Source organism: Paraburkholderia caledonica, from assembly GCF_000383275.1.
Taxonomy (GTDB): domain Bacteria; phylum Pseudomonadota; class Gammaproteobacteria; order Burkholderiales; family Burkholderiaceae; genus Paraburkholderia; species Paraburkholderia caledonica.
In genome coordinates this window covers 406108-419348 of the sequence record NZ_KB911034.1, presented here as the reverse complement: position 1 = coordinate 419348, position 13241 = coordinate 406108, and the positions used below count along the sequence as shown (strand labels likewise).

Annotated in this window: 10 protein-coding genes; 3 read left to right on the top strand and 7 right to left on the bottom strand. The window is 62.0% G+C overall.

Translation table 11 applies throughout. The features are described 5' to 3' along the window. Positions 1-56: 56 nt before the first annotated feature. From preA to H281_RS0101925, 3 genes are all read right to left on the bottom strand, one after another. The gene (gene preA, locus H281_RS0101935; RefSeq protein WP_020065407.1) at positions 57-1385 is read right to left on the bottom strand and encodes an NAD-dependent dihydropyrimidine dehydrogenase subunit PreA; all 1329 of its coding nucleotides are present in this window, start codon (positions 1383-1385) and stop codon (positions 57-59) included. Positions 1386-1445: 60 nt separating this feature from the next. Continuing rightward, positions 1446-2795 carry an NAD(P)-dependent oxidoreductase gene (locus tag H281_RS0101930; protein ID WP_020065406.1) on the bottom strand — a complete coding sequence of 450 codons (1350 nt, stop codon included), beginning with the start codon at positions 2793-2795 and terminating at the stop codon, positions 1446-1448. Between the two features lie 167 nt (positions 2796-2962). Continuing rightward, complete coding sequence (locus tag H281_RS0101925) at positions 2963-4243, bottom strand: Zn-dependent hydrolase (protein ID WP_020065405.1); 1281 nt, start codon at positions 4241-4243, stop codon at positions 2963-2965. A 302-nt stretch (positions 4244-4545) separates the two neighbouring features. On the opposite strand from H281_RS0101925, the gene H281_RS0101920 reads away from it, so the two are divergent. Further along, complete coding sequence (locus H281_RS0101920; protein WP_020065404.1) at positions 4546-5286, top strand: TetR/AcrR family transcriptional regulator; 741 nt, start codon at positions 4546-4548, stop codon at positions 5284-5286. Positions 5287-5320: 34 nt separating this feature from the next. On the opposite strand, the gene boxA is transcribed toward H281_RS0101920, so the two are convergent. The 4 genes from boxA to H281_RS0101900 all read right to left on the bottom strand — a co-directional run bounded on the left by boxA (position 5321) and on the right by H281_RS0101900 (position 10948). Then, entirely contained in the window at positions 5321-6562 is a 1242-nt protein-coding gene (gene boxA / locus H281_RS0101915; protein ID WP_027804217.1) for a benzoyl-CoA 2,3-epoxidase subunit BoxA, read from the bottom strand. 87 nt (positions 6563-6649) lie between these two features. After that, a complete protein-coding gene (gene boxB / locus H281_RS0101910; RefSeq protein WP_020065402.1) occupies positions 6650-8077 on the bottom strand; it encodes a benzoyl-CoA 2,3-epoxidase subunit BoxB in 1428 nt (475 codons plus the stop codon). A 67-nt stretch (positions 8078-8144) separates the two neighbouring features. Beyond that, positions 8145-9815 (bottom strand): 2,3-epoxybenzoyl-CoA dihydrolase, encoded by a 1671-nt coding sequence (gene boxC, locus H281_RS0101905; protein WP_020065401.1) that lies wholly within the window; start codon positions 9813-9815, stop codon positions 8145-8147. 113 nt (positions 9816-9928) lie between these two features. Next, positions 9929-10948, bottom strand: a complete 1020-nt coding sequence (locus tag H281_RS0101900; RefSeq protein WP_020065400.1) for a helix-turn-helix transcriptional regulator — start codon at positions 10946-10948, stop codon at positions 9929-9931. Positions 10949-11128: 180 nt separating this feature from the next. On the opposite strand from H281_RS0101900, the gene H281_RS0101895 reads away from it, so the two are divergent. Continuing rightward, positions 11129-11596, top strand: a complete 468-nt coding sequence (locus tag H281_RS0101895; RefSeq protein ID WP_020065399.1) for a DUF4863 family protein — start codon at positions 11129-11131, stop codon at positions 11594-11596. 8 nt (positions 11597-11604) lie between these two features. Next, complete coding sequence (locus tag H281_RS0101890; protein ID WP_020065398.1) at positions 11605-13200, top strand: 3,4-dehydroadipyl-CoA semialdehyde dehydrogenase; 1596 nt, start codon at positions 11605-11607, stop codon at positions 13198-13200. The last annotated feature ends 41 nt before the right edge of the window (positions 13201-13241 follow it).

Sequence of the window (13241 nt, the reverse complement as noted above, 5' to 3'; positions counted from 1 at the left end):
CGGTTCGTACAAGCGCTGCGCTTACAACTGTGCTTACAACGATTTCGCCCTGTATTTCAGGCGGCTTTTGCTGCGTGGGCGGGTTCGGCGTTCGCTGATTCTGCCTCTACCTCACTTGCCGGAGCATTCACTCGCGCCGGATTGTTCGGATGCGTAGTCCAGTTCGCGTATTCGCCGTTGTCCACGCGCTCCATGGTGATGCATTGCTCGACCGGGCACACATGCATGCACAGATTGCAGCCCACACATTCGGAGTCCATCACTTCAAAATGCCGGACGCCATCTTTTTCTTTCATGATCGCCTGATGCGCAGTGTCCTCGCATGCGATATGACAGAGGCCGCATTGAATGCACTTGTCCTGGTCGATGCGTGCCTTGATGTCGTACTTGAGGTTCAGATACTTCCAGTCGGTAACGTTGGGCACGGCGCGGCCGCGAATGTCGTCGAGCGTCGCGTAGCCCTTCTCGTCCATCCAGTTGGCAAGACCGTCGGCGAGATCCGTGACGATGCGAAAACCGTAGTGCATGGCCGCGGTGCAGACCTGCACGCTGCCCGCGCCCAGCACCATGAATTCGGCTGCATCGCGCCAGGTCGAAATGCCGCCGATACCCGAAATCGGCAGGTTCGGCGTCTCCACGTCACGTGCGATTTCGGCGACCATGTTCAATGCAATCGGCTTCACCGCCGGGCCGCAGTAGCCGCCGTGCGTGCCCTTGCCGTCGACCATCGGCAACGGCGACATTGCGTCGAGATCCACGGCGACGATCGAGTTGATCGTGTTGATCAACGACACGCCGTCCGCACCGCCCTTGTATGCCGCGCGCGAGCCGAGCCGGATGTCGGTGATATTCGGCGTGAGCTTGACGAGGCACGGCAGCTTCGAGCTTTCCTTGACCCAGCGCGTGACCATCTCGATGTACTCGGGCACCTGGCCGACCGCCGCGCCCATCCCCCGTTCGCTCATGCCGTGCGGACATCCGAAATTCAGTTCGACTGCATCGGCGCCGGTGTCTTCTACGAGCGGCAAGATCCACTTCCAGTCGCGCTCATTGCACGGCACCATCAGCGAAACGATCATGGCGCGTTCGGGCCAGTCGCGTTTCACCTGTGCGATTTCACGCAGATTGACGTCTAGCGGGCGGTCGGTGATCAACTCGATGTTGTTGAGGCCCGCGATGCGTTGACCGTTCCATTGCACCGCGCCGTAGCGCGAACTCACGTTGACCACGTGCGGGTCGAGGCCGAGTGTCTTCCACACCACGCCGCCCCAGCCGGCTTCGAACGCGCGGTTCACGTTATAGGCTTTGTCGGTCGGCGGCGCAGACGCGAGCCAGAAGGGATTCGGCGATGTGATGCCGGCAATCGTACAGCGCAGATCGGCCATGTTCGGCTCCTTGGGGACGGCTATTTTGTTGTGTCTTCCAGTGCTGTGCAGCGAGCCACGCTACGCGGCCTTCACGGCGGTGCGAGCGAATTGCGCATCGATAGCGGCGGCCGCCAGCTTGCCGTCCTGCACGGCTTGCACGGTCAGGTCGATACCGCCCGTGGCCGCACAATCGCCGCCCGCCCAGACGCCGGCAAGCGACGTCTGCCCGGTTGCATCGACAGCAATGCGGCTGCCGTCGAGCGTCAGCAACTCGCGTTCGATCCCCACCGGCACGAGCGTCTGGCCAATCGCCTTGAGCACCATGTCCGCTTCGATCACGAAGCGCTCCTGGTCGCCCCCGCTCACTGTGCGTTCGAATTCGACGCCCGTCACCACGCCGCCCTCGCCGATCAAACGCACGGGTGTTGCATGCGTGATGAGCGTGACGCCGCTGGTTTGTGCGAAGTCGCGTTCGGCCCATGTCGCGCTCATGGATTCGACACCGCGCCGATACACCATCGCTACCGATGTCGCGCCGAGCTTGCGGCTTTGCACAGCCGCATCCACCGCGGTATTGCCTCCGCCGATCACGACGACGCGGCGGCCCACCGGCACCGTGCCGAGATCGCGTGCGCTGCGAATCTGCTCGATGAAATCCACCGCATTCATCACGCCGCTCAGGTCCTCGCCGGTCATGGCGAGTGCGCGCACGCCGGTTAGGCCAATCGCGAGAAACACGGCGTCGTGTTGTTTGCGCAGCGTATCGAGGTCGATGTCGCGCCCTAGCGCAGTGCCATTTTTTATTTCGATGCCTCCCACGGAGCACAGCCATTCCACTTCACGCTGCGCGAAATCGTCGACTGTTTTATAGGCGGCAATGCCGTATTCGTTGAGACCGCCGGCTTTGTCGCGAGCGTCGTAGAGGGTGACGTCATGGCCCGCCAGTGCAAGGCGATGCGCGCACGCGAGTCCCGCAGGCCCCGCGCCTATGACTGCGACGTGCCGACCGGTCGCGGGCGCCCGCTTGAACAATGCTTCGCCGCGCGCCATCGCCCAGTCGGTTGCATGACGTTGCAGTGCGCCGATCGCCACCGGCTTCGCGTCCTGATGATTGCGCACGCAAGCGCCTTCACACAGAATTTCGGTCGGGCACACGCGCGCGCACATGCCGCCGAGCGGATTGGCCGACAGAATGTCCACCGCCGCGCCCTTCAGGTTGCCGTTGCCAATCTTGCGAATGAAGCTGGGAATATCGATCCCGGTCGGACAAGCGTTGACGCAAGGCGCGTCGTAACAGTAGTGGCAACGGCTCGCCGCCGCGGCGGCGGCGCTTGCGTCGAGCAAAGGTGCAATGTCGGAGAACTCGCAGGAAAGCTGCTCGGGCGACAGGCGTTGCGCGGCGATGTCGCCGGTTTGCTTGATAGCCATACACGTTCCTTCTGTCGATTTGAGGACGCAGCCGAACCTGTCGGCTCTCGCGTGAGCGAAGCCCGGACGGCATGTTTTTCTGGCGCTACGGTGAAGCTGTTGAAGCAGGTAATCCGGCTCGCGATCAGAAGCCAGGACGGCGCTCGCAAGCCGCATTGATCGGCGCACTATGAAACCGGCTCGCACGCACGCTCCAGCATCGCATGGAGCAATACGTTCGCGCCGGCTTCGATCCATTCGAAGGAGGCGTCCTCGATTTCGTTATGGCTGATCCCGTCGACGCACGGCACGAACACCATTGAAGTGGGCGCGACTTGCGCGAGATAACAGGCGTCGTGACCCGCGCCGGACACCATGTTGCGATGCGAGTAACCGAAGCGCTCGGCCGCTGCGCGCACCGACTTCACGCAAGCTTCGTCGAACGCAACGGGCTCGTAGTAAAAGATCTGTTCGAGTTCGGTTTCGAGACCGATGCCGTTCGCGATCTGCGCCACGCCTTCGCGCAACGCGGCATCCATCTTCGCCAGCACGGCGTTGTCCGGATGCCGGAAGTCGACGGTAAAGAACACTCGCCCAGGAATCACATTGCGCGAGTTCGGATAGACCTGCATCATGCCGACCGTCGCGCACGCGAGCGGCGCATTATCCAGCCCGATGCGATTGACGAGGTCGACTACTCGCGCGGCGCCGAGCAGTGCATCGCGCCGGCGCGGCATCGGCGTCGGACCCGCGTGCGCCTCCTGTCCCGTCAGCGTGATTTCGTACCAGCGCTGACCTTGCGCGTCCGTGACCACGCCAATGGTCTTCTGCTCGGCTTCGAGAATCGGCCCCTGCTCGATATGCAGTTCGAACGCCGCATGCAATCGGCGACCGCCGCACGGCACATCGCCCGCATAGCCGATGCGCTGCAGTTCCTCGCCGATCGTCTTGCCATCTACGTCTTTGCGCGACAAACCGTATTCGAGCGAGAACACGCCCGCGAACACGCCGGACGCAACCATGGCCGGCGCAAAACGCGAGCCTTCCTCGTTGGTCCAGATCACGACTTCGACAGGATGCTCGGTCTCGATGCCGTGATCGTTCAGACTCCGAATCACTTCGAGACCGCCCAGCACGCCGTAAATGCCGTCGAAGCGCCCGCCCGTCGGCTGCGAGTCCGCATGGGAGCCGGTCATCACAGGCAGCGCATCGGGATTGCGTCCTGCGCGGCGCATGAACACGTTGCCCATCTGATCGACACTGACCGTGCAGCCGGCTTCCTTCGCCCAGCTAACGATCAGGTCTCGCCCTTCCTTGTCGAGGTCGGTCAGCGCGAGGCGGCATACGCCGCCTTTAGGCGTTGCGCCGATCTTTGCCATCGTCATCAGGCTGTCCCACAGCCGCTTGCCGTCGATCCTGATCGACGTAGCGGGCTCTGCCCGCTTTAGCGCTTCGGATACCGCGTTCATTCGTCTCGCTCCTTCCGGTGAACCGACATGAAACTGGTGCATGGGCGGCGGCTTTTGGGGCGTCTCCGCACGGCTGCGGTGCAGGTTCCATGCGCCTGGTTGATTCTCATAGCGAGGGCTAACCCTGGTGCATGTCCCGCTTTCTCAATCCTGTCCAGTTGGACAGGTTGTAGACGATTAACTCCGCCAAATCAATGCTTTTCGCACGGGCAAACCAAGAGCGAGAAGCGTGCCATTGCATTGCAGCAGCGCCGACAGCGGCGTTCAAAATACGTAGATCAGCAGTGCGTCGAGCGACTAGAATGAAGCGCGACGCGGCGCCCATGCCGCCGAAGGCGAACATGAGAGACGACGACGTGGCTGGGGGCATCACGGAAAACGACGAAACGCGCGCGCCTTTGCGGCGGCGCAAGGCGCACATTCGCGAGTCGAACGAAGCGCATCTTCTGGCTTGTGCTGAAGCGGTCTTCGCGGAACGGGGACTCGACGGCGCGAGCACCGCGATGATCGCCGAACGCGCGGGCTTACCGAAAGCCAACGTGCATTACTACTTCCCCACCAAGCTTGCGCTTTACCGGCGTGTGCTCGAAGACCTGTTCGAAGACTGGTACCGCGCAGCCGATACATTCGAATGCAGCGACGATCCGGTGGAGGCGATCGGCGGATATGTGCGCGCGAAAATGGAGTTGTCGCGGCGGCGTCCGCTCGGCTCGAAAGTGTGGGCGAGCGAGATCATTCACGGCGCCGGGCATATGGAAGACATTCTCACAGAGCGCGTCAAGCCATGGCTCGACAGCCGTGTAAAAGTAATCGACGACTGGATCTCACGAGGCCTGCTCGCGCCTGTCGATGCGCGAACGCTGATGTATATGATCTGGGCGACAACCCAGCACTATGCCGACTTCGACGCACAGATTCGCGCGCTGAAAGGCAAGCGCGCGATGACGCAAAAGTCGTTCGAGGCGACGACCGAAGAAGTCGTGCAACTGGTCATTCGCGCATGCGGAGCAGTGTCGCCGGCACAACGGGCGCCAGGCCGGTGACGCTTCGCGGTAGCGGTTATCTGGCGCGGCCGAATCAATACGTTTCCAGATGCAGGCGCCCTTCTTTCTTCAGCTTTGCCCACAGCGCTTCCCAATCCAACTGATGCTGCTCGCCGATCTCTTTCAGCGCTTGCAGCACGCCGTCTTCCATACCCTTTAGCCCGCATACATAGATATGCGTATTGTCGTCCTTGAGCATCTGCGAAACGTCGACCGCGCGTTCGCGCATCGCGTCCTGCACGTAGCGCTTGGGCTGTCCCGGCGTGCGCGAGAACGCAAGATTGGTGTCGATGAAATCCTTCGGCAGATTAGTTAGCGGCCCGAAGTATGGCAATTCCTCTTTGGTACGCGCACCGAAGAACAGCATCAGCTTGCCCGTTGCTCCCTTCAGGCGACGGCGCCGGCGATATTCCGTCATTGCGCGCATCGGCGCCGAACCGGTGCCCGTGCAGATCATCAGAAGATGCGAATTCGGATGGTTCGGCATCAGAAACGTGCTGCCGAACGGGCCGATCACCGTGACCACGTCGCCCTTTTTCAGATCGCACAGATAATTCGAGCAGACTCCGTCGATCGAATCGCCATGCCGTTGTGCGACGCGCTTCACCGTCAGCGAAACGTTGTTGTAGCCGGGGCGCTCGCCGTCGCGCGGGCTGGCGATCGAATATTGGCGCGCGTGATGCACGCGCCCGTCGGCGCTCGCGCCGGGCGGCAGAATGCCGATCGATTGACCTTCGAGCACCGGAAACGGCATCGTTCCAAAATCCAGCACGATGTGATGTATGTCGCTTTCCGTCGATACGTCGGTAAGCCGGTAGTTGCCGACCACAGTCGCCGTAGTCGGCGTCTTGTGTGTGTAGAGATTGACGTAAGGCTTCGCGGCGGACCACGGCGGCACGACCGACCCGCGCACGGTGTCTACTTCAATGCCGCTCGCGTTCGCCGCTGCATCGCCGGTAGTGTCCGCCGCGGGCGATTCCTCCACCGCGGGCGCGGCCATTGTGTTCTGCTCCGGCAAAACGTCCCACGTGAATTGTTCTTCGACCGGATATGCGTCGGCCTTCAATACGGTACGCCAGTTGTCGATCGCGCCTGTCGGACAAGGCGGCACGCACGCCATGCAGCCGTTGCAGACATCCGCTTTCACGACGTAGTTGTTTTCGTCGTGCGTGATCGCGTCGATCGGACAGGTCTCTTCGCACGTATTGCAGCGAATGCAGATTTCCGGATCGATCAGATGCTGCCTGAGAACCTCGATCGACACTGGTCCGTTCATGACTTCCTCCACCATATTGTGCCGCGCAAGCTTGCCACGCGCGCTTCATGCAACTTCAGCAACTCCCGCGTTTTGCGAAACCGGCGTTCAGTTAAAGCGCACGTATTCGAAATCGACCGGCTGACGGTTCACGCCCATCGCAGGCGGCGCAATCCAGTTCGCGAATTTGCCGGGCTCCGTGACGCGACCCATCAGCGAAGCAACGAATGCGCGGTCTTCCGGTGTGGCGAGCCATTTCGCTTCGTTTGCAGCCCACTCCGCTTCGCCAATCACGCGGCCATCGGGCGACACGCGTGTGCCCGCAAAGGTGCCGATCTGCCGGTTGAACGCCTTGTGCGGCACCGTCATGCGGAAGTCTATGCCGGCCTTTTCGAGCACCTTGTTCCAGCGTCCTACACCCGCAACCGAGTCCTTGATGTAGTCGTCGCGCAGAACTTCGTTCATCGCATTGAGCATGGGCACTTCGCGCTCCACGAGCTTGCCGTCCTGCACATCCAGCAGCTTGTAGCTCTGTCCGTTCAATTGATGATCGTCGTCGCGCTTGCCCTCTTCATAGCGGCCCTTCAGGCCCGAGCTATAGAACGTGGCCGCATTCGACGAATGATCCGCGCCGAACAGGTCGATCGTCACCGAGTAATGGAAGTTGAGATAGCGCTGAATGGTCGGCAAGTCGATCACACCGGCCGCGCGAATCCTGGCGACGTCGTCGGTGCCGAGTTCGTTCATCACCTGAGCAGTCCGCTGAATCACGCGCGAAACGCCCGATTCGCCGACGAACATATGGTGCGCCTCTTCCGTCAACATAAACTTCGTGGTGCGCGCGAGCGGGTCGAAGCCCGATTCCGCGAGTGCGGACAACTGGAACTTGCCGTCGCGATCAGTGAAGTACGTGAACATATAGAACGCGAGCCAATCCGGCGTTTTCTCGTTGAACGCACCGAGAATGCGAGGATTGTCGTCGTCGCCGGAACGTCGCCCCAGCAGTGCTTCGGCTTCCTCACGACCGTCGCGGCCGAAGTAGCGGTGCAGCAGGTACACCATGGCCCACAGATGCCGGCCTTCTTCCACGTTGACCTGAAACAGGTTGCGCAAGTCGTACATGGAAGGCGCGGTCAAGCCGAGGTGTCGTTGCTGCTCGACGGAAGCGGGCTCCGTATCGCCTTGCGTCACGATGATACGGCGCAGATTGGCGCGGTGCTCGCCGGGCACGTCCTGCCATGCGGCTTCGCCCTTATGTTCGCCGAAGTGAATCTTGCGGTCCTGGTCGCCCGGCGTCAGAAAGATGCCCCAGCGATAGTCCGGCATCTTCACATGATCGAAATGCGCCCAGCCTCCCGCATCCACGCTCACCGCAGTACGCAAATACACGTCGTAGCCATGAGAGCCTTCCGGGCCCATATCGCCCCACCACGACAGGAAGTTCGGCTGCCACTGTTCGAGCGCGCGTTGCAGCGCGCGGTCGTCGGCGAGGTTGACGTTGTTCGGAATCTTTTCGCTGTAGTTGATCGTTGACATGGTCGTTCCTTGCAATGCGGAAGGTGAGAGGCGTACCGGGAAGCGGGCGTCGTATCGCGCTCGTGCGTCAAACGCGCGATACGTCGAATTGCGCCTTGCTGCCCTTGCCGTACACCTTGAGCGCACCCTTCTCGCCCACTGCGTTCGGCCGGTTGAAGATCCAGTTCTGCCACGCGGTGAGACGGCCAAAAATGCGCGTTTCCATTGTTTCGGGGCCGTTAAAACGCAGGTTCGCTTCGAGTCCGGTCAGCGCATCGGGAGACATTGCCGCGCGTTCTTCTAGTGCGATCCGAATCTCGTCTGCCCAATCGATGTCATCCGGCGCTGCCGTGACAAGTCCCAAACGCTCGGCTTCGACCGGCTTGACCGCCTGTCCGATCAGCGAACGCACCGCGTCGAGCGGCGCCGCTTCTTCATAGAAGCGGCGTGCAAGCCGTGACTGGTGCGTAACCATCGGATAGAGACCGAAGTTCGCTTCCGACAGCGTGATGGCCGGCTCCTCTTCCTCATTGCCCGGCAACGCGGCCATATACGAACGATCCGCTGCAAAAGCGAGTTCGGCGAACGTGCCGGCAAAGCACGAGCCCGGTTCGATCAACGCAAATAACGAACGCGACGAAACGTCGATGCGCGCGAGCGTGCGGCGCAACATGCCAATCGTCTCGCGTACGAACCAGTGGTCCTTGTGCTGCATCAACACGGCGTCGGCGGCGAGCACGTTGCGCGCGTCGCCTTCGGTTCGGAATATCCACGTGCCGACTTCAAGCTCGTTGGTGCGCATCGACAGGATGGCGTCGTCGAGTTCGCGAGCGAATTGCAACGGCCACCAGTTCGCGCCCGCTGCGACGATCACGTCGATATTTGTGGGCTGTTCCGTTTGCGGCGCTTTTGCGGTGAATGTCGCAATGCGTTTAGCGCGATCGATCGTGACATCTAGCGTTCTATACGTGAGCCCGTCGTCGCGGTCCGTACGCTGGATGCGCGTGAGCATCACACCTTGCGCGTCCGAAGGACGATCGCTCTGCGCGGCGAGTTCGAGCGCGCGGGCCTGAATGGCCTGGTCAAACTGGTTCGGTTTGACGACCTCGTCCACGAGACGCCACGCTTTTGCCCGCTCGCCGCGAATACCTTCGACCACGGTGCAGAAAATGTCGGCGCGGTCATGGCGCACCTTGCGTTTGTCAGTGACTCGCGTGAGTCCGCCCGTGCCGGGCAGCACGCCGAGCAACGGCACTTCCGGCAACGACACCGACGAAGAGCGGTCGTCCACCAGGTAGATCTCGTCACACGCAAGCGCAAGTTCATAACCGCCGCCCGCGCAAGCGCCGTTCACCGCCGCAAGAAACTTGAGGCCCGAATGACGCGACGAGTCTTCCAGTCCGTTACGCGTTTCGTTCGTGAACTTGCAGAAGTTGACCTTCCACGCGTGCGACGAAAGGCCGAGCATGAAGATGTTGGCGCCCGAGCAGAACACGCGGTCCTTGAGGCTCGTCAACACGACGGTTTTGACTTCCGGGTGCTCGAAACGGATTCGCTGAATGGCGTCGTGCAGTTCGATATCCACGCCGAGGTCATACGAATTCAGTTTGAGCTTATAGCCGTCGCGAATGCCGCCGTCTTCCGCGATGTCGATGCCGAGCGTCGCTACCGGGCCGTTGAAGCTCAGCTTCCAATGCTTGTACTGCGAGGGATCGGTGCGGTAGTCGACCGGCGCAATCGCGGCTTCTGCTGTGGACATGGGCGTCTCCTGACTGGACGATGCAAGTTGTTTCTAGAACAATAGTGCACCGTCCAACCCATGTAAAGCACTTTAATGCATATTAAGGTGTTTCCCTGATCCGTCAGTGCATGTCAGACAGCGCGTGCCTCATCGGGCGATTCGGCTGCGAGCCGCGCTGCAAGGCGGTCTCGCAGTTGCAGATAAGCGTCCGCCAAGGTTTTCTCGCTCGTGTCGAAGGTCATATCCGCGCGGCCATACAACTCGCTGCGGCCGGCCAGAATGCGCTTCAGGTCGTCCATCGCCTCCTTGTTGCCCGACATGGGGCGCAAATCGCCCTGCGCGACGACCCGGCGCATGTGCTCTTCCGGCGCGGCCTGCAGCCACACGGTGAAGCAATGCGACAGCAGCGCGTTGAACGTGCCGGACTCGGACACCAGCCCGCCCGGCGACGCGATCACCGCACGTTCGTGCTCCTGAATCACCGCTTCGAGCGCACGGTGTTCGTACCGCCTGTAAGCGCTCGCGCCATATAGGGAATGGATTTCCGCCGGCGGGCAGCCCGCCAGTTGCTCGATCACCCGCGTCAGTTCGACGAACGGAACCTTGCGCTCCTGCGCGAGCATGCGCCCGAGCGTCGATTTTCCGGCGCCGCGCAGTCCGATCAGCGCAATCCGGTCCTTGCGATGAGGGTCGCGCGGCGCCTGCGCGAACATCTCGGCAAGTGCCACGCGCGCGCGCTGCAACGCGGCCTGGTCGCGCCCGTGCAGCAGTTCGCGGATCAACAACCATTCGGCGGACGCAGTCGTTTCGTCGCCGATCACCTCGGCCAGCGGGCAGTTCAACGTGGCCGCGATCTGCCGCAACACCAGCACCGACGCATTGCCGACGCCCGATTCCAGATTCGCGAGATGCCGCTCCGACAAGCCGGTTTCAGCAGCCAGTGTCTTGCGCGTCATGCCGCGACGTGCGCGCAGCAGGCGCACGCGCTCGCCCATCGCGGTCAGAAACGGGTCGCGCTCTTCGCGTTCGCCGGTGCGCTCGCCGCGAGCGCTCTCCTCGCCGACGGTTTCGAGCGACGGCGAATCGGATGGCGAGTCAGACGGCGAGTTAGACAACGAGTCCGGCGATGAAGCAACGTTATTTCGGTTCATGTTATCTACCTAGATCCAGCCATACATGTACTATAGTGCTTGACACACGCTTAGTGAACGGTTAATTTTCGCCGAACATTGATCGCATACCAAGCTCGCCGCGATTCTTCGAGCGGCATTACGGAGACCGCGCAGCGCGTCACATGCATTAACGTGCGTGCGCACAGTCTGGAGGCCCGCATGTCCCCATCCGATTTCCAGCGCCTGATAGCCGGCGTGACAGCGCAACTCGCGGGCCGGCCGCTGAACGCCGAACTCGCAGACTGGCTCAACAGCACGTATCCCGCAGACAGCCAGACATTTCGCGATCTCGCCGCTGCGTGCCGCGCGGGAGCCGCTGAAGGCTGGCTGTGCAACCGCGAGGGCGGCGGCATCCGTTACGGGCGCATCTTCAAGGCGCTGCCCGATACCCACGGTTTTTCCGTCGACGTAGTCGACATGAAGGACATTGCCGGCCCGCATCATGTTCATCCGCACGGCGAGATCGATCTCATCATGCCGCTGACAGAAGGCGCGACTTTCGACGGTCATCCTGCGGGCTGGTGCGTCTATCCGGCAGGCTCCGCGCATCGACCCACGGTGGCGAACGGCCAGGCGCTCGTGCTGTATCTTCTGCCGCAAGGCGCAATCGAATTCACCGCTGCGTGAGTGCCGTCATGATCGAACTGTTGAAGAACCACGTAGCGGGCGAATGGGTCGCGGGAACCGGAGACGGACACACGCTGACCGATCCGGTAACGGGAGAAGCGCTCGTGCGCGTGTCCAGCGAAGGACTGGATCTGTCACACGCATTCCGCTTTGCGCGCGATGAAGCCGGCCCGTCCCTGCGCGCGCTGACCTATGCCGAGCGCGCCGCGCGTCTCGCCGATGTGGTCAAGCTCCTTCAGTCGAAGCGCGACGACTACTATGCGATCGCTCTCGCTAACTCCGGCACGACGCGCAACGATTCAGCGGTCGATATCGACGGCGGCATTTTCACGCTGTCATACTACGCCAGGTTAGGAGCATCGCTCGGCAATGTGCATGCGCTGCGCGACGGCAACGCGAGCGCATTGAGCAAGGACCAATCGTTCAGCGTGCAGCACGTGCTCACGCCAACGCGCGGCGTCGCGCTCTTTATCAACGCATTCAACTTTCCGTCGTGGGGCTTGTGGGAAAAAGCGGCCCCTGCGTTGCTTTCCGGCCTGCCCGTCATCGTGAAGCCCGCGACCGCGACGGCGTGGCTCACGCAACGCATGATCGCCGATGTGGTCGACGCGGGCATCCTGCCACGCGGCGCGCTCTCCGTTATTTGTGGCGGCTCCGCGGGGCTGCTGGACCAGGTTCAGGCGTTCGATGTCGTGTCCTTCACGGGCTCGGCTGAAACGGCCGCATCGCTGCGCGCGCACCCGGCTTTCGTCGTACGCGGCGCGCGGCTCAACGTCGAAGCCGATAGTCTGAACAGCGCGATTCTGTGTGCGGATGCCACGCCTGACACGCCCGCATTCGATCTTTTCATCAAGGAAGTCGTGCGGGAAATGACCGTGAAATCCGGGCAGAAATGCACGGCGATCCGGCGCGCATTCGTTCCCGACACGGCGCTTGATGCCGTCGTCGATGCGCTAAAAACGAAGCTCGCGAAGATCACCGTGGGCAATCCGCGCAACGACGCCGTGCGCATGGGATCGCTCGTGAGCCGCGCGCAATACGAGAACGTGCTGGCGGGCATTGCAGCGTTGCGTCAGGAAGCGGTGCTCGCGTACGACGGGTCGGCCGCGCCGCTCATCGACGCCGATGCGGCTGTTGCTGCATGCATCGCGCCGCATCTGTTCGTCGTCAACGATCCGGATAATGCGACGCTGCTTCACGATGTCGAAGTATTCGGACCCGTGGCGAGTGTGGCGCCATATTGCGTAGCAAACGGCGCCGGTGAACTGCGCGAAGCGCACGCGGTCGACCTCGCGCGGCGCGGACAGGGATCGCTCGTCGCATCGATCTATTCAAACGACGACGCGCACCTGGGCAGGCTTGCGCTTGAACTCGCCGATTCGCATGGCCGCGTGCATGCGGTTTCGCCTTCCGTCGAGCAGAGTCAGACCGGCCACGGCAACGTGATGCCGATGTCGCTTCACGGCGGACCGGGACGCGCGGGCGGCGGCGAAGAACTCGGCGGTCTGCGCGCGCTTGGTTTCTATCACCGGCGTTCGGCGATTCAGGCGTCGGCAGCGGCAATCGATGCAGTTGCGCAGCTAACCCATTTGCCCACAGCATGACGACTTGAAGATGAACACCACAGACGAAGAAGCGCCCGCAA